16 protein-coding genes are annotated in these 16,854 nt (G+C 72.7%); 1 reads left to right on the forward strand and 15 read right to left on the reverse strand.

Annotated features, from left to right (window positions below; all coding sequences use genetic code 11):
- The 8 genes from D7I43_RS30340 to D7I43_RS33900 all read right to left on the reverse strand — a co-directional run.
- A partial coding sequence (locus D7I43_RS30340; protein ID WP_240033270.1) for an NlpC/P60 family protein occupies positions 1 to 873 on the reverse strand: 873 nt, incomplete at its 3' end.
- A complete protein-coding gene (locus D7I43_RS30345) occupies positions 870 to 1,385 on the reverse strand; it encodes a hypothetical protein (RefSeq protein WP_120332008.1) in 516 nt (171 codons plus the stop codon). The genes D7I43_RS30345 and D7I43_RS30340, both read right to left, overlap by 4 nt.
- A 221-nt stretch (positions 1,386 to 1,606) precedes the next feature.
- Positions 1,607 to 2,038, reverse strand: a complete 432-nt coding sequence (locus tag D7I43_RS30350; protein ID WP_240033271.1) for a hypothetical protein — start codon at positions 2,036 to 2,038, stop codon at positions 1,607 to 1,609.
- 242 nt (positions 2,039 to 2,280) lie between these two features.
- The gene (locus D7I43_RS30355; RefSeq protein WP_120332009.1) at positions 2,281 to 2,916 is read right to left on the reverse strand and encodes a GGDEF domain-containing protein; all 636 of its coding nucleotides are present in this window, start codon (positions 2,914 to 2,916) and stop codon (positions 2,281 to 2,283) included.
- A 101-nt stretch (positions 2,917 to 3,017) separates the two neighbouring features.
- Entirely contained in the window at positions 3,018 to 3,830 is an 813-nt protein-coding gene (locus D7I43_RS30360) for a MarR family winged helix-turn-helix transcriptional regulator (RefSeq protein WP_120332010.1), read from the reverse strand.
- A gap of 127 nt (positions 3,831 to 3,957) precedes the next feature.
- Positions 3,958 to 4,878 (reverse strand): hypothetical protein, encoded by a 921-nt coding sequence (locus tag D7I43_RS30365; RefSeq protein WP_240033272.1) that lies wholly within the window; start codon positions 4,876 to 4,878, stop codon positions 3,958 to 3,960.
- Between the two features lie 469 nt (positions 4,879 to 5,347).
- Positions 5,348 to 5,770: a hypothetical protein gene (locus tag D7I43_RS30370; protein WP_120332011.1), complete on the reverse strand. Its 423-nt coding sequence runs from the start codon at positions 5,768 to 5,770 to the stop codon at positions 5,348 to 5,350.
- A gap of 112 nt (positions 5,771 to 5,882) precedes the next feature.
- The gene (locus tag D7I43_RS33900) at positions 5,883 to 6,143 is read right to left on the reverse strand and encodes a hypothetical protein (protein WP_240033273.1); all 261 of its coding nucleotides are present in this window, start codon (positions 6,141 to 6,143) and stop codon (positions 5,883 to 5,885) included.
- Positions 6,144 to 6,442: 299 nt separating this feature from the next.
- Here D7I43_RS33900 and D7I43_RS33905 point away from each other — a divergent pair, with 299 nt between their 5' ends.
- Entirely contained in the window at positions 6,443 to 6,661 is a 219-nt protein-coding gene (locus tag D7I43_RS33905; protein ID WP_240033274.1) for a hypothetical protein, read from the forward strand.
- Positions 6,662 to 7,179: 518 nt separating this feature from the next.
- Here D7I43_RS33905 and D7I43_RS30380 read toward each other — a convergent pair.
- The 7 genes from D7I43_RS30380 to D7I43_RS30410 all read right to left on the reverse strand — a co-directional run bounded on the left by D7I43_RS30380 (position 7,180) and on the right by D7I43_RS30410 (position 16,475).
- Positions 7,180 to 8,055: a replication-relaxation family protein gene (locus tag D7I43_RS30380; protein ID WP_120332012.1), complete on the reverse strand. Its 876-nt coding sequence runs from the start codon at positions 8,053 to 8,055 to the stop codon at positions 7,180 to 7,182.
- Positions 8,056 to 8,270: 215 nt separating this feature from the next.
- Complete coding sequence (locus D7I43_RS30385; protein ID WP_240033280.1) at positions 8,271 to 10,673, reverse strand: type IV secretion system DNA-binding domain-containing protein; 2,403 nt, start codon at positions 10,671 to 10,673, stop codon at positions 8,271 to 8,273.
- 113 nt (positions 10,674 to 10,786) lie between these two features.
- A complete protein-coding gene (locus D7I43_RS30390) occupies positions 10,787 to 12,577 on the reverse strand; it encodes a VirB4 family type IV secretion system protein (protein WP_120332014.1) in 1,791 nt (596 codons plus the stop codon).
- A 5-nt stretch (positions 12,578 to 12,582) separates the two neighbouring features.
- Positions 12,583 to 13,545, reverse strand: coding sequence for a PrgI family protein (locus D7I43_RS30395; RefSeq protein WP_120332015.1), 963 nt, complete (start codon positions 13,543 to 13,545; stop codon positions 12,583 to 12,585).
- A complete protein-coding gene (locus D7I43_RS30400; RefSeq protein WP_120332016.1) occupies positions 13,542 to 14,465 on the reverse strand; it encodes a TrbL/VirB6 family protein in 924 nt (307 codons plus the stop codon). The genes D7I43_RS30395 and D7I43_RS30400 overlap by 4 nt, the downstream gene beginning before the upstream one ends.
- On the reverse strand, positions 14,465 to 14,848 hold the full coding sequence (locus tag D7I43_RS30405; protein WP_120332017.1) for a pilin: 384 nt from the start codon (positions 14,846 to 14,848) through the stop codon (positions 14,465 to 14,467). Before D7I43_RS30405 ends, D7I43_RS30400 begins: the two co-directional genes overlap by 1 nt.
- Before the next feature lie 748 nt (positions 14,849 to 15,596).
- Positions 15,597 to 16,475, reverse strand: a complete 879-nt coding sequence (locus tag D7I43_RS30410; protein ID WP_120332018.1) for a hypothetical protein — start codon at positions 16,473 to 16,475, stop codon at positions 15,597 to 15,599.
- Positions 16,476 to 16,854 lie beyond the last annotated feature (379 nt).

A 16,854-nucleotide genomic window follows, 5' to 3' on the forward strand; every position in this document is an offset into this window, starting at 1 on the left:
GGTGCGGGGAATGGCGATGCCGGCGGCCCGGTATGCCTGCTGCAGCAGAGACGAGCAGTCGCACTGGCGGGCGGGAATTCCGGAGTGGGGTGCGGTGCAGTCCCCGCCGAAGGTGTAGGGGGTGCCGCGCTGCGCGAGGGCCCACCCGATGGCGGTGACCACCTGCGGCGGGGTGCCCGGCGGCAGCGTGAACCCGTCGGGCAACGGGATCTGCTCGGCGCCGGGCTGGCCGTCGCCGCCGTCGAACAGGCACAGCGGGTTGCTCATCGCCTGTTCCAGGTCGCCGGCCACGGGACCGGCGGGGGTGCCGCCGGTCAGGACGCGGACCAGGGCGATAGCGTCGTCTTCCCACTTGGCGTAGGCGCCGGGGTAGGCGGAGCGCTGCACGGCCTGGGCGGCGTCGGTCAGCGCCATGGCCTGCCACCCGTCGACCGCGAGGAGCGCGGTGTAGAACTTCCCGGCGGCGTAGCGGGGGTCGCGGAGTTGGTCGGGTGTGCCCCAGCCTTGCGAGGGGCGTTGCTGGAACAGCCCGACGGAGTCGCGGTCCCCGCCGGGCAGGTTGCGCAGGGTGGATTCCTGCATGGCCGTGGCCAGGGCGATCACCCAGCCCCGCGGCGGAACCCTCCGTTCCGCTCCGACCGCGACGATCACGGCGGCGTTGGCCGTCTGTTCGCTGTTCCACCCGCCGGCACCGCCGGGCGGTGGGGACACGGCGAGGGTGGGCAGCAGCGGCTGCCCGTCCGGGCCGACCGCCTGGTAGCAGCCGGCCGACGCGGTGCCGCCGCCGGTGAGCAGCGCGCCGAGCCCGCCCGCGCACAGCACGAGCACGGCGATCACCCCGGCGGCGATCGCGGCGAGGGCCCGGGCACTCACCGCGGTGCTCCCGCCGCTGGTCGCGGCCCACACGGACCGACCGCACCCCGTTCACGTGCGGCGGTGGGGTCCAGGCAGGCGACGAGCTGGTAGGTCCCGGTGCGGGTGCCGTCGCTGGTGTGCACGCCGATCGTGGCGGTGTCCGCCTCGATCAGGTACACCCATTCGACGTCGAGGTGCCCGACGTGGCACAGCGGGAACACGGTGACCGGCTCCGGCACGTCGACCGCGCCGTTGGTGGTGGAGGCCAATGTCATGCCGACGCCCGGCACTGCCTGCTGCCCGACGAACGCGGAACGGGTGGTGGCGGTGATGTCCGGGTCGAGGTGCTCCCAGTCGTTGGCGAGGATCGCGGTGATCAGCGCGGCGGTGTCCTGGTGGGCGTGACGGGACCAGATCACGGCCAGGGTGGGCAGCACGACGGCGGGGTGGCCGTCGAAGAGCACGTACCGGGCGTGCACCAGGTGCGGGGTGTGGGGGCTGACGGCGCCGATGTAGCAAGGGGTGCCCATGAGGTTGAACTCCTTAACTCGAACGCGGTGCGGGAGCAGGCGCGTGGGTGTCACGGCTGGTGGTGCTGCGGCGGCTACGGGCCCCGTGGCAGGGGTGGCGCGCCGCAGCTCGAGGTGGTTGTCGGCTGCCGGCCGCCGCGGGGGCAGCGGACGGACGTCGTCGACCAGGCCTGTCCTGGCGGCCGGCTCATCGGGACTCGTGCGGTCCGGGACCGTGGGCCCTATTTCGAGCCGTCGCTGCCGCTGCGGCTGTAGCGGGCGGTGGCGGCCAGCAGCGCGACCAGACCGGGATGGGTGGCAGGGGTGTCGGCCGGGTCGGGGGTGTCGTCGACGAGCACCAGCGGGTGGTCCTCGCCGCGCAGGCGGGTGAGCTGGTAGATGCGCTCGTCGATGTCGACGGCGTCGACGCGGCGGACCTGTCTCGGCCGGCCGTCGGCTGTGTGGATGTCGTCGTAGCAAACGGCCCAGGCCACCAGCCGCGCGTCCGCTGTGGTCGCGCGGATTCGGCTGATGATGGTGTCGAGCGTGGTCTGGTACGGCGTGGGTGTCGTGGGCTCGTCCAGGCTGCTGGCGAGGCGATGCAGCAGCGCCGGCAGCCCGGCCGGTTCCTTGAGCAGGTCGCGGGGATGCAGCGGAAACTCCAGGCTGCGCATCTTGCGCCGTCGCCGCGGGGAAACGGGTGCAGGAGCCAGTCGTGAACAAGCAGCAGCGTCGGGGGCTGACCCCATCCCATCTGGTCTGCGTCGGCGTCCGCGGCGATGAGGCAAGTGGTGAGAGTGTGGACAGCGTTGAAGGACAACACCGAGGTCTCCCTGGTCAGGGGTGATAAGGACGAAGGACCCCGCAGCCAGGGCGGCTGCGGGGTCCTCGGGTTGGAAGGTGTCGCGGGCGGGGGTCAGCGGTGGTGGCGGTCGCGGCTGCGCACTGTCGGTGTGCGGTGAGGCAGGTACTCGCGTACGCCACCGCCGGCGCGTTTCGCCTCGTACATCGCGCTGTCGGCCTGCGTGAGCAACTGCCGTGGGCTGGCGTTCGGGTGGTGGACGTGGGTGTAGCCGACCGAGGCCGCCACGTGGAGGTCACCGTTGACGACGCGGATGGAGTTGTCGGCGATCACCTGCCAGGCGGCGTGGGCTGCGGCGGCGGTGTCGTCGGGGCCGCCGATGACGAGCAGCGCGAACTCGTCGCCGGAGAGCCGGGCGGCGACCCGCACCGGGGTGGGAAGGCTGGCCAGGCGTCGGCCGACCTGGTTGAGCAGGTCGTTGCCGACCTCATGGCCGAAGGTGTCGTTGACGTCCTTGAACTGGTTGAGGTCCAGCAGCACCACCCCGACCGGCGTGCTGTTCTCAAGGGCGGCGCGCAGGCGGGTGAGGAACAGCCGCCGGTTGGGCAGGCCGGTGACGTCGTCGTGATTGGCCTCGTAGCGGGCCGCCCACAGGGCTCGCTGCTGCCGCCAGTACGCTGCCGCGGCCACGGCGAAGCCGGCGAGGACCCCGCCGAGGGCGGTGACTACGGATTGCAGGGTTTGAGACACTGAGATCGCTCCTTGTGTACGAAGGAGCACCGGGGGCGGGCGGGTAGCGGTCAACTTCACGCCCGCCCCTGGGCTGCCTTGCTGGTGTGGGTGCCCGCCGGCTACGGGTTGGCGGGGGCGAGTTGGAAGGTGGCGGGCTTGTCGACGGTCCGCACGGCCTTGCCGTCGTTGACCAGCTTGTCCGCGGCGTTGACGACCGCGCCGGCGCTGGCTTTCTTCGCGTCGGTGCCGGCGTTCGCGGCGTCGATGAGCTTGCACAGCTCGCTGGTCTTGTAGGCCCGGTCGGGATGCGCTTCGAGGATGTCCAGCACCGCCCCTCTCAGGGAGCCCTTCGTCCGGCGGCTGCCCGCGGTCGAGGTGCCCGCCTCGGCGGCCGGGGCCGCCGGGTCCGATTCGGACGCCGCAGAGGGGTGCTCGCTGTCCGCGTCGGATGCGACTGCGGGTTCTGCCGCTCCGCCATGGGCCTGTGAGGGTGCGTCGGCCGTGGCCCTGGAGGCGGCGGAGGGCGCGGTGCCGGTGGGATCGTCGGGCTGTGGGGTAGGCGGTTCCTCGTCGGCGGTGTCGGCGTCCTCGGTGGTGTTGCGTTCCTCGGCGGGGTCGTCGTCGGGAGTGGTCTGGGCCGGGGCTTCGGGCGGCGCGTCGGTGCCGGTGTCGTGGGCCGGCGGGAAGCTGTGGTCGGCACCGACGGTGGTGCGGCCGGCGTCGGTCAGCCGCCACACCGCGCGCTTGTCCTCGGTGCGGATAGGTTCGGCCTGCCCGGTGTGTTCCAGCGCGCGGAGCTTGGCGGTGGCGGTGGAGTAGCCGAGCCCGGCCTTGTCGGCGACGGCGGCGGCGGTGGCCTCGCCGAGTTCGGCGAGTGCGGCGAGGACCTTGAACATGGCGTGTGCGGGTACGGGTTCTGGTGCGTGGGTCATGGCTTCTCCCTTCTGTGGTGTGAGGTCAGCACTGAACTACGCTTCGTTCGCGGCGCTGATCAAGTGCGATGGCCGGATCTCGGGATCACCCCCGGACCCGGTCCGGCGACGGCTGGGGATGTCGGGGTCAGAACGGCGGATCGTCGTGAGCGGCGGGCGTCTGCCGAGGCGGGCGGCGGGTGGCGGTGATTCCGCGGAGGCGGCCGGGCAGGGCGGTCAGGTGCAGCCGGAGCCGGTCCCGCATGGGCATAACGTCGGTGGGTGAGGTGTGCCAGAGCCACCGGTAGGCGCCGATGCTGTAGTAGCCGTCCCGGTCGGGGTAGCAGCGGTCGTCGACGTCGAGACGGGTCCCGTCGCCGAGGTCGGTCTCTTCGAGCAGCACCGCGGTGGTGCCGTCGAAGCGCAGCAGCGGGTACTCCCCCGGCATCGTGCCCGCGCGCCACGGCCCGGCGAGGTCTGTAGCCATTTGCCGGACGGTGTGCGGGTGGAAGCGGCAGATCAGGTGGCCGTCTTCTCCGGTGTCGTAGCCGTCGGCGACCAGCGCGGGGTAGACCCCGTCGCCGGTTTTCGGGGAGGTGACCATGACCGGCCGCCACCGCGCGTTTGGTGGGGCGATGTCCGCGCGGTGGTCGAGCAGCTGCACGTGTCTGGCGTCGAGTGTGCATCCGGGCCAGGTTTCGGTGTCGATCGCGAGCCAGTTGCGGTCGAGGGCGCGGCCAGCGCGCAGGACGTCGATGAGTTGGCGCCCGTCGGGGTCGGTGTGCCGCAGCGGCAGGTACAGGTGCTGATCCGGCTCGGAGACCGAGCCGCCGGCGGGGCGCCACGCACCGCCGTGGGCGACCTGCTCGTGGCCGTGTGGGGTGTGCCAGACCGGCACGCCGTTGGAACGCAGCTGTCCTTCAGAGCCGGCGCGGCGCAGGGTCAGGGCAGGGGTGTTGTGCTCGCCTGCGGCGAGTTGTGCTCTGGTGAGGCGGTGGGTGGGGCAGGCGAGGGCGTGTTCTGCCAGCGGCAGCACGTCCTCGACGCGGAACCACAGTCGGTTGGACATGGTGATGCGGACCTCCTTGCAACGAAAGGGGCGGGAAGAGGAACAGAGCGGCCTGTCGCAGGCCGGCGCAGTGCGGGTGCCCCAGGCCCGGGGCACCCGGCGTGCGTGGCAGAGGTGTCACTTGCCTGCGGTTGGCAGGGCTGAAGCGATCACCAACGCAGGCGAAGCGGCATCGGGCACGCAGTGGGTGTCGAACGGCGTTGCGGCGACGGCTGGGTGAGTTGACCTGACGGGGGTGGCGCGCTGTGCGCGCCAGGAGTGGTACCCGGATGGGGATGTCGGCGTCGTCGCCCGTGCTGGTTCGGTGTCCGCGTTGGGGGTCGTCAGGCAGCCAAGGGTGATGTCCGGCGCATGCGGTGGTGAGCAGACGATGTGGGCACGCCGTGATGGCGATGGTGGCGTGACGCCCTCGGCAGGTCCGGGTGTGCCGGGGCACAGCCGGACCTGCCGGGGATGTGAGGGCGGCGGGTCAGCGGGGGGCGCGGCGCTGCCGCAGGCGGCGGCGGCCGACGCCGACGGTGAGGGTGTGGGGGTCGACCATCACCCATTGCGCGCCGTCGGCCAGACCATGCGTGAGCAGGTCCATCAGCGAAGGTCCGGCGCTGTCGAGCAGCGGCAAGCCCTGAGGGTCGTCGATGTGCGGCAGCCGGACGGCGGGGGTGGTCAGGTCGTTGTCCGCTTCGACCGACGGGGGCAGCGCGTCGTAGGCGCGGTGGCATCCGTTGCTGGCGAGCCGGGGCCGACCGCAGTGGCGGTAGAGCCGCAGCGCCAGCTCGGCCGACCGGTTCTCGCCGACGCCGCCGCAGCGGGTGGGCAGGTTCCGGTCGGCGAGGACGGCGTGCCGCGCCTGGGCGGCGACAGCCTGCAGGTCGAAGTACAGGTAGCGGGACATGATGCTCCTTCTGTGACGGTGTTCAGGGCAGGTGGGGACGGGGGCGTCCGCGGCCGATCCGCGAAGGAGCGGCTGCGGGTGCCTCGCCGCGGGCGAGGTGGGTGGTTGGGGGTTAGAGAGCGACGGCGAGCAGCCGCTGGTCCGGACCGACGGTGTCGAGGTGGGCCAGGGCCTGCTCGAGGTAGGTGATGCGGTGGGCGAGGGCGTCGCTGGCCGGGGCGAGCTTGCGGCCGTCGGCGGTGAGCATCGCGTCGCCGACGACGGCGCTGGCGGCGCGGTAGTGCTGGTAGGCGACCTGCCCGGCCTGGTACATCTCCAGTTCCCCGACACTGGGCTGGCCAGGGCCGGGGGTGGTGGCGGCGTGCAGGCGCATGGCGGGGCTGGGCGTGGAAGTCCTCGCTCGCCCTGTCGTAGGGGTAGCGGTCGGGGTCGGTGAGGTGGCGGGACTCGAACACGGGCCAGGGGGTGGCCGGCCGGGTGCCGTGGACGACCTGCTGCCAGATCTGGTAGCGGATGCCGGCCCCTACGGCGGCGGCGTGCCGCATGCCAGCCAGATCGAGCAGCCGTGCGGGGCCGCCCGCGCACGGCGTCGGGTGGCCTTTGCGGGCGCCGATGAGCTGGTGCCGTTGCCACAGCCGCAGCCGCGGGGTGGCCCAGTACAGGGTGGTGAGGGTGCCGGTGACACCGGAGTGGGTGTCGAGCTGGTGGCTGGTCAGTGCCTGGGCCGGCAGGTCGTCGGGCAGGCAGATGACCATGGTGTTGATGGTTGGGGCCGGCGTGACCAGCGTTCGGGAAGCGGTGGCCTGGGCGCGGGCTGGCGGGGCAGCAGGCGCCGAGGTGGCCTTCGCTGCGGTGCGTCGTGCCGGGATGGCGGGCACGCGGCTGCCGTGACGGGTCAGCGGGGTGCCGTTAACAGCGGACATAGGCGGGGTCCTCCTTCGTGGGTGAGGGGGTGCGCGGGCACGCGGAACTGACCGGCCCACCGGGTGCATGGGTCGGGTCAGAGCCGAAGGGAAGGGGTGGTGCGGGTGGTTGGTGCGACCCTGAGGGGTCGCCGCGCGGTGCGCGTGCCGACCGGCCGAAGCGGGTGGGCGTGGCGCACCGGGTGGTGCGGCGATGATCCCTGGGGTGGGACCGAACCGGGTGGAGCGGTATGTGAGGTGTGGTAGTGCCGTGAACGGTAGCGGCCTGCTCTGTCAGGCCGATCCGGTGAGTTGATCGCCGAAAAGTGGGGTTGACCTGCGCTGTGAGACATTCCGGCCCGCTGTGGGCCGTTGTCGGCGCGGACGCTGTGAGACTTCCCGACTCTCACAAATGATCTTGTTTGGGGACAGACGCGGACGGTAGTCGACCTGCGCGCAGGTGCCCCGGGCTGGCGTGTTCAGCGCCGCTGACCTGCGGTGTGAGTCCTATAGGTCGTCGAAGCGCTGGGGGTTGGTGACCGTGTCGGGTCCGTGGTCGGAGGGCAGCTCGTGCAGGTGCCGCCGGTGGGTGGGGTCCGAGACGAGGGTCCACACGCGACCGGCCGGGTCCGGGCCGTGCACGGCGGTGGCGATCGGGCTGGCGGTGCGCAGCCCGGCGAGCACGCCGAGCAGGCTGGCCTCGCGGCGCCGGCTGGGCACCCAGAACAGCACCGGGTAGCGGGGGCCGAAGGTGGTGAGGCGCTCGTATCCGCGCAGCTTGGCCACGACCCGGGCGAGGTTCTCGGTGTCGTTGTCGTGCTCGAGGAAGAAGCCGGTCGAGGTGCCGCCGACGGTCCACACGCCGTGCCCGTCGGGGCGGATGCCCGCCTGGGCGTAGACGGTGGTGGCGTGCTGCTCGGACCACCAGCGCGACAGGCGCCCGCTGCCGGCGCGGCGGGCGGTGGCGATCAGGTCGGTGAAGAACTGGTTGACCCCGAGCAGGTGGTTGACCTGGCCGCTGGCGGCGATCCGCTTGGCCCGCTCCAGGGAACTGCGCGGCGGCTTGCCGCCGAGGCCGGCCGGGTCGTGGTAGGCGGCCGGGTGCAGTTGCAGTCCGACGGGGCCGAGGGTGTAGAGCAGCGACCCGTACCGGCCGTGGGCGCCGCTGCGGCCGAAGCGGTGCAGCACGTCGAGACGGTGCAGGATCGTGAGCCGCCGCTGGGCGGTGCGACGGCTGTCGAAGAAGGCGCTGGTGATCTGGTCGGTGGACAGCAGGTAGTGCTCGGCGAGCAGCCTGAGGAGGGCGTGGTCGCGGGGGACGATGCGGCCGAAGACCGCGAGTGGATCCGGTTTGCCTGAGGCGGGCGGGACACGGGAGTGCACGACGTTTGCTCCTTGGCAGGATGGGGTCCCCTCCCGATCGGGAGGGGTGTCTGGAGAGGGAGAGGTCGGTGCGGTGGGTCTGTCAGGGGCGTGTGCGGCACTGACAGGGCAGGTCAGCACTGTGCTGCGGGTGTCCGGCGGTCACCGGTCGCGATCCCAGTGACGAGCCGGTACGCGACCCGGGCGACGCCACCGGACTGGCAGGGACGGTCAGGTCAGGTCCGGTCGCTCTTCGGACGGGCCCGCCGTTGTTCGGGCTTGCGGCTGAGCCGTTCGACGAGTTCGTCGACGGCGCTGGTGTCCTGGCTCGGTACCGCCGCGGCGGCGGCCTGGCGGATGGCGGTCGCCTCGCCGACGACCGGCCTCGGAGGCCTGGTCCGCATGGTGAACGCCGGGGTCTGGCGGCCGTTGACGACCAGACGTGCGGCGGCGGTGTACGCGTCGAGGTGGGCGAGGTCGTGCTCGCCCAGTTCGGGCAGGGTGTGCCGGGCGAGCTGCTTCGCGTCCTCCGGCGCCACCGTGAAGTAGATCTTGTTGCGGGCGTTGGCCGACGTCGCGGCGAGCAGGTCGCGCGGGAACTGCGCCAGGTCCTGGTGGGCGAGCACGAGGGAGAGCCGGTACTTGCGCGCCTCGGCGAGCATCGTGTCCAGCGAGTTGGCCAGGGTCAGGAAGTTCTGGGCCTCGTCGATGATCAGGGTCGCGTCGCGGCGCCGATCCGGTGCGATCGCGGCGCGGGCGGTGGCGGCCTGCCACACCTGCGCGAGGACGAGGGAGCCGAGCAGCCGGCTGGTGTCCTCACCGAGCACGCCCTTGGGGATGCGGACGAGTAGCACTCCACCGTCGAGCACGCGGCCCATGTCGAAGCTCGACTTGGGGTATCGCATCGTGCGCTTGACGAAGTCGCGCAGCAGGAAAGCCCGCAACCGGGCGAGGACCGGCCCGATGACCTGGGACCGCAGGCTGTCGTTGAGGCCGTCGTACCACTGCCAGAAGCCGCTCAGCCCGGCCGGGTCGTCCAGGTCCACCGTCATCGCGGACCGGAACTGGGGGCTGTTGAGCAGCGGGGGGATGTGCTGCAAGGTCACGTTGTTGTGGCGCAGCAGGGTCAGGCAGGCCACCCGCATGACGTCGTCCATCCGCGGACCCCACGCCTTGGCGAAGATGTTGCCGAAGATCGACACGAGGTTGTCGACGACCAGGTCGGGGTCGTCGCCTTCGAGGGGGTTCAGGGTCGGCGGGTTCTCTTGGTCCGGGTCGAAGAGCACGACGCGGTCGGCGACGTCGGCGGGGAGCCGGTCGAGGATGTCCAGGACGAGGTCGCCGTGCGGGTCGATGACGACGGTGCCCCGACCGGCCTTGATGTCGTCGAGGGCCATGTTGACCAGCATTGTTGTCTTGCCGGACCCGGTTGAGCCGATCACATGCATGTGATACCTCGCGTCGGGCACCGACAGCCCGACGCTGTGCCCGCCGATTTCGGCGTCGCCGAGCATCTTCACTCCGCGTCCGCCGCCGGGGACGGCGACCGGCGCCGGCATGGACGCGGCGCGAGCCCGGTCGAGGCCAGGCACGGCGAGGTCGCGCGGCAGGGCCGCGAGGGCGGCGAGTTCCGGGGCGGAGGTCAGGAATCCGGAGCCGAGCCGGCGGGCGGCGAGGACGGCCACCGGCGCGGGCATCCGGGCGCGGTGGGTGAGCCGGTTGCGGCCGGTGTGGATGGCGAAGGCCGAGGCGAGGGTGTCGGCGATGCCCCGCAGCCGGCCACGCGGGTCGGCGCCGGGCCGCCGGCTGGTGGTGGCGACCGCGTACCGGATGCCGGTCTGCCACAGCGGGTGCGCTGTCTTGTCGAGGATCGCCCGGACGTCCCGCTCGATGGTGGGATCCCGACGGGCGGCTGGGGTTATGGCGCGGCCGGTGCCGCCGCTGCCGGGCAGGAACGCGTCGAGCAGCCACAGCACCGGCGCGGCGGGGTTGATCGCCGGTGCGGCGGTCTTGCCGGCACGTAGCCGCCCGGCCGCGCGGCGGGCCCGTGCCGCCCGCCGCGGGGTGGCCGGGCGGGCGAGGATCTGCACGCACGCGTACTCGCCGGGTTTGAGTTGGGAGCCGGCGGACATCAGGGGGCGCAGCGGGTCGGTGTCGTGGTCGGTGGCAAGCGGCAGCCACTCCGCGTGCACCGGCAGCAGGTGCCCACCGGCGGCGGGGTGCGCGTCCAGGGGGATCGGCGGTGCCGGGTTGTCGTCGGTGGTGGTGGCCGAGCCGGGCCACGCCGCCCGCACCGCCGCCTCGACCGCACCGGGCGGGACGGTGCCGGGCACCCAGATCGAGATGAGCAGTTGCCGGCCGGACCACGTGTACTGCCACACGACGTGCGGGGCGCCGTAGAGCAGGCGCCGACGCCGCGACGGGGTCAGCACGCCGGCCAGGTTCGCCCACAGCGCGCCAGCGCTGTGCGGGTCGACCTCCGGCGGCGGCGCGATCGTGACCAGCCGCGCGCCGTGGGCGTGGTGGCGGTGCCGCCAGGTCTCGACCAGGTTGCGGGCGGCGATCCACACCATCAGCAGGCCGGCGGCGACAGCCGCCAACCACGGCCGCTGGGTGGCCCACACGGCGGCGTCGACCAGGGCAGCCGCGGGTCCGGTGGGAGGCGGAATGGAGCCGGCGCCCGGCCCGGATGTGGGGCTGGGCGCCGGTGGCGGCGACACGAATGCTGGTCTGAAGGCTTCGATCGGTGGTGTCACAGGTCGTCCTCTTCCTCGTCGAGGTCGGCCAGCTCAGCCGGGTTCGTGGTACACAGCGCGTGCTCCGCGTCCGAGGAGATCGACTCGAAGCTGGTCCTGCTCAGCCCGGAGATCAACAAACCGTGGCCGCGGCGGGCCGACAGCAGCAGCCGCCGCTCGCCGTCGGTGAGCCCGAACGCCTCGCCGATGGCGTCGATGGCCTGCGGCGCCTGCCGCAGCAGCACCTGCGTGGAGGCGTTGGACACCACGGCCTGGCCGAGATCGGTGCCCAGCACGTCGGCGGCGTCCTGGGTGACCACGGTCAGTCCGGCGTTGCGCTTGCGTGCCGCCTTGGACATGCGGAACAGGAAGCGGGCGCCCTCGCCGTCGCGCATCAGCAGCCACGCCTCGTCGACCACCACCAGCCGCCGCACGTTTGATCGGCCGGGGGCGTCGACCTGCCGCCAGATCGCGTCCAGGGCGAGGAGGGTGCCGACGGTGCGCAGCTCGTCGGGCAGGTGCCGCAGCGACCACACCACCAGGTGCCCGTCGGGGCGCGTGGTGGTCGGGCCGTCGAACAGGTGCGAGAACGAGCCGTGCACCCAGGGTGCGAGGCGGGCGGCGAGTTGCCGGGCGGCGGGGTCGTCGTCGGCGTGCAGGCAGGCTTCGAGGTCGCGCAGCAGCGGGGCGGGCCGGTGGTGGGTGGCCGGGTCGGCGGTGATCCCGGCCTGGCGGTAGGCGGCGAGGATCGCCCGGTCCAGCGCGGCCCGCTCGGCCGGGGGCGGCTGCTGGCCGAGCAGCACCGCGATGAGGGTGTGCAGGAACAGGCCGCGGCGGGTGAGGACGTCGGGTCGGGTGTCGCCGGTGGGCAGGTCGAGGGGGTTGACCTTCACCCCGGCCACGCCGAGGCGCACCACGGTGCCGCCGACCGCGTCCGCCAGGCGCCCGTATTCGTCTTCGGGGTCGATGACGGCGACCTGCACCTGCTGGTAGAGGTTGCGCAGGATCTCCAGCTTGACGAAGTACGACTTGCCGGCGCCCGAGCGGGCCAGGACGACGGAGTTGTGGTTCTCCTGGGCCCACCGGTCCCACCACACAATGCCCTGCGAGTCCGGGTTCACCCCGTAGAGCACGCCGCCCTCGGCGGGTGGGTCGCCGGGCAGCGGCGCCGGCAGATCCGCGCTGGCGAGGGGGAACGCGGCGGCGAGGGCGGCGGTGTCCATGGTGCGGCGCATCTGCAGGCTGTCGCTGGCAAGGGGCAGGGTGGTGGTCCAGCCGGCCAGGTGCCGCCAGGTGGCCGGCTGCACCTCGATCAGCGTCGAGGCGGCGGCGGCCTTCACCTGCGCGCACGCCTGCAGGAGCTCGTCCTCGGTGCGGGCGTGCACGGTCAGATAGAGGCCGACGCGGAACAGCTTCGCCGCGCCGCGGGCGAGCCGGTTGGCCAGGTCCGCGGCGTCTTCGGCCGCCGCCTCCACCACCGGGTCGGGCAGTTTGCCCCGTTCGGCGTCGGCCCGCCGCGAGGATTCGAAGCGGGCGCGCTGGTTGCGCAGCCGCGCCGCGGCGACCGGCGCGGGTAGTGGGTCGATGTGCAGGGCGAGGTCGAGGCGGCCTGGCCAGGACAGCAGGGGTTCGAGCCAGGCCGGGCCGACCTCGGCCGGGTATCCGGTCACCACCAGGGTGGCGGCGTAGCCGTCGCCGACGCGCAGGAAGCGGGGGGTGACCTCCACGGAGGCGGGAGCGACGGTGGCCGCCAACCGGTGAGGTTGACGGTCATGCTCGGCGGGCGGATGGCGGCGGAGCAGCTTCATGTCTGTCAACTCCTTGCTTGTCGGTGACGCTGGCGGGGCGCGGGTGAGGTGATGACGGCATCCGGCGCGGCGAGCCCGCCGGGTCGGGGTGGCCGGTAGGGGTCGGCGGCGGCGGCGATCGCGGCGGTCACCGCCGCCCCGTCCAGGGCGCGGGTGGTGACGCCGAGGCCGGACAGCGCGCGGACGGTGTCGTCGGCGCGCCGCCGCGCGGCGTGCTCGCCCCGCTCCCCCGGGCTGGTGCGGGTGACGATGAGGACCTGCCGGCGTAGCGGATCCCGCCGGGTCGCGAGGTCGTCGAGGAACCGGGCGTGGTCGGCCGCCGCCTCCGCCAGGGCCGGGTGCGGAAGGTCGTGCATGGCTTGGGAGAGGGTGCGGGCGGCGGAGTGCAGGTCCACCGGCTGCGCCGACACCACGATCTGTGTCGGGGTGGACAGGCTGTTGAGCCAGCGGCCGAACGTGTCGGTCAGGGCGGCCTGCTCGTCGGCGGTGCGCAGCGCGAGGTTGACGTTCGACGCGGCGACCATCGCCGCCCGCCCACCGCCGAGGTGGATCTCCCCGCCGTCGTCGATCGCGTCGGCGGGCAGCCGCAGCGGCGCCGGCAGCGTCACCGTGCTCTTCGGGGTCTGCACCCAGTCCGGCGTCGTTGACGTCGTGTCCGTCGTCGACAGCGCGCGAGGTGCCCGCGCGTGCCGGACGGCGGCCAGCAGCCACACGTCCAGCGGCAGCCCGTCACGGCGGCCCACGGCGATGCCGAAGGCCAGGCCGCCGAGCACCACGGCGGCGCCGACGAGCACGCCCATCGGCACTACCTGGTGCAGGACACGCCACGCGCCGTAGAAGGCGAGGGCGGCGGCGGCGAGGATCGCCAGCTGCCGGAATGTCAGCCCGTAGACAACCTTGTCCGGGGCGTCGACGTCGGCGGGCATCCGCGCGCGACCCGTGTCAGTGCGGTCGGGGTGGGTGCTCATCGGCCCACCGCCCTCAGCCCGCGGCCGAGGCCGGGAATCGAGCGTGCGACCTGCTGCACGAGGACGACCCGCACGGCGGCGCCGAGCATGTTCACCCCGCGGCCGCCGGTGCCTGCGGCGGCGACGTAGCGGCGCATCAGGGTCGGCACCCGCAGCGTGGTCCAGAGCATGACCATGACGACGAACAGGTTGAGCACTCCGCCGGGCTCTGCCGGCAGGCCGAGCACGGGCAGCAGGTGCTGCGGGTCGGTGAGCATCCACTGCCCGGCGTAGAGGGTGAAGCCCTGCACCACCGGCACCGCGAGGACGCCGAGGTAGGAGCGCCACCACAGGCGGGCGACCGGGTCGGTCTGCGGCAGCGCGTGACAGGCCAAGGCAAGGGGGGCGGCGGCGGTCAGGACGAGCACGACCGCGAAGCGGACGATCACGCTGAACGCCGTGGCCGCGAGCAGCACGGCGATGATCGCCACGCAGATCACGAACAGCAGCGCCGCCGTCTTGTCCTGCCCCGCGTCGATGTGGGTCCTGATCGCCTGCAAGGCACCGTCGGAGTCCCCGCTGGGGGTGGTGAGCGCGCCGGTCAGCGCGTTGGCCAGGTCGATGAGCGTGCCGCACCACAGTTGCGAGAAGTGCGCGGCGACGAACCCGACGATCAGCCTCGGGACGAGGTCCTTGACCGTGTAGCGGGAGTTCTCGCTGCCACCGGCGGTCATGGTGAGCACCCCGGCGGCCATGAACACCAGGATGAAGACGGTGTCGACGACGAGCACGGAACGGCCGGTCAGGGCCTGCACCTGCGGCAGGCCGGTGACGTTCGGGGTGACCAGCAGCGCGGTGCTGATCACCCCGAACAGCGCGTCCAGAGTCGCCAGGATCGCCGCCGCCAGCCAATCTAGGATCTGGTCGAACAGGAAACCCATCACGGGGCTCCGACGATGCCCTGGACGATCTGCAGCAGGACCGGGGCGAGGACCGCGAGGCCGTAGCCGACCAGGGCGTTGCGCAGCGCGCTCTTGGCCCGCTCGACCTGCGCCGGGTCGCCTCCGGCGGTGGCCCAGTACACGCCGGCGAGGACGAGGAACAGGGTCGCGACAGCGGCGAGGATGCCGACCAGCCACAGCCGCAGGTTGTCGATGACGACCGGCAGGGAGTTCGCCGCCAGGTAGACGGCGCCGTCCGGATCGGCGTGCGCGGCGGCCGGAAGGGCGAGTGACAGGCCGACGCCGCCCAGCGGCACGGCCACACGCAGTGCGAGACGAACGAGTCGCTGGGTTCGGAGAGTGTGATGTGGGGTGCGGGTCATGGCGGTTCACCTCCCGCCGCGCCCCGGACGCCGGACGGCGTGACCCGGGGCGCGGCGATTGCTCGAAGCGGTCGAAGGGACCGCCGCCGGGCGCAGGTGAAGAAGCGCACGAACCGCGTGAGCCCCGGGAGGAGCTCTTCCTCCCTCATGGGTGGGTTGCGGTCATCAATGTGGTGTCAGCGCATCAACGTGGCGCGGCACCCGAGGCGCGCGGATTGCGGTTCCTCGTGTCGCCCGGCGGCGGGCGGGACCGGCGAGCGGTACGGCTCGCGAAGAGTCCCGCACCCCCAAACCGGGTTTTGTGAGCCCTGGCGAACACATGCCGCGCTCACACGTCGCTCACACGGCCCGGCGCGGGGCTCACCGCGCAGGTCAAGGGCATGTTCACCGAAAACAGCGCGGTCGAGGGACGAGGACTCACAGGCGGAACGGAACCGGCTGCCGGTGGGCAGTGTGAGTGCCGGCAGGGCCCACAGCTCTTGACAAGGCCGCATCAGTCCGCCCCGACCCGGGTGCTCAGGACGATGCGATCAGGTCCCACTCGCGGGAGCGGACGGGCCGGGCGACGCGCCGCAGAACCGACTGCGGCGCCAGATCGACTGAGAATCCAGCGCTGGCCTTCTCCATCGATCTGCTCGCAGCGCAGCGCGCTCCCTCCGGAGCGGCTCCATTGAGAACGGGCACCCGCCAGCCGAGACGGCTGTGGCCCGACGTTGCACGTCGGGCCACAGCCGTCTCGGCTGGCGGTTCAGGCGGCTGCCGCAGCGTGCTGCCGAGCGGCTTCGCGGCGGGCGGCCGCGGCGCGGCCTGCCCGTCGCCGGCTCCGCTGCTCGGCCCGCAGCCGCACGTGCGCCATGGTTTCCGGCGACGCGACCCCGGTCAACAGCCCATCCGCGAGGGCCTCGGCGATGCGGCTGTCGATGCGTGACAGCCGCATGCGCAGGGCGTCGACGCTGACGCCATTCCTCGCGGCGATGGGCTCGATCGCCCGGCGCCCGAGCCGCACGTCGATGTAGGGCTGCTCGTCCTCGGGGTCGAGGACCCCGAGGGTCACCGCACGGCGGACCAGCAGGTCCGGATGCCCGTACGGCACCCGGGGGGTGCGGGAACCGGGGGCGACGTGATCGATGTCCTCCACCGGCAGGAACTCCCGCTGCTGCAGCCGCAGGTCCCGCCCGGCCCGCCACGCCGCCTTGCACAGGCTCGCGTACGGCGCGGGTTTGGCCAGGTCCGCCCGGTCGCGCAGCGCGGTCAGGAAGCCGGTCAGGATCTCGGCGTCCACGTCCGCCGGGTCGCCGTCGTACCCTTCGCACAGCTGGGCCGCGTACTGCTGCAGCGCCGGCATCGCCATGCCGACCGCGGCGACGACCCAGTGCGGCCCGTCGAGCCGCGCGCGCCGGATCAGCTCCCTCCACACCTCGTCACGCACCGTGTAGGCGCGGGGGTGTCGCAACAGCCAGTCCCGCAGCACGGACAGCGGCATCACCGGCTGCGGGAGACCCGCGTCGGAGAAGAACGCCGTGCAGTCGAGGGCCAGCGGCGCGGGCTCGCAGGTCAGCGCGGCGAAGGCGGTCTCCGCCGCGTCGAGGGCGGAAGCCGGCCAGTTCGTAGCGTCGGACATGCTCATGTCAAACTCCTGTGACACCAAGGGATTCGAAGGCCGCCGCCGGCGTTGTCACGGCGATCGGTGGCATCGATTGCGCCACAGCCGGCTCACAAGGAACTGACAGAGCTGCTCAGAGCGCTGGTCACCGCCCTCGGCCCGCCTCTGTCAGCGGCCCGCCCGCACGACGTGCCATCGCCGCTGATCGTTGGCAGAGAATCTGACAAAGGCCGGTTGACCTGCCCTGTGACACTCTGACAGGGCCTGTGACTGCGCGATTCGGAGGCGGTGGCACAGGCTCACGCCGCGACCTGCGACACGGCGTCGGCGACCCTCACCGCGGACACGTACGGGCCCCTGTGACAATCCGGTCGGCTCACAGCGCCACTGTCACAGCTCGCCG

Source organism: Micromonospora globbae, from assembly GCF_003610785.1.
Classification (GTDB): domain Bacteria; phylum Actinomycetota; class Actinomycetes; order Mycobacteriales; family Micromonosporaceae; genus Micromonospora; species Micromonospora globbae.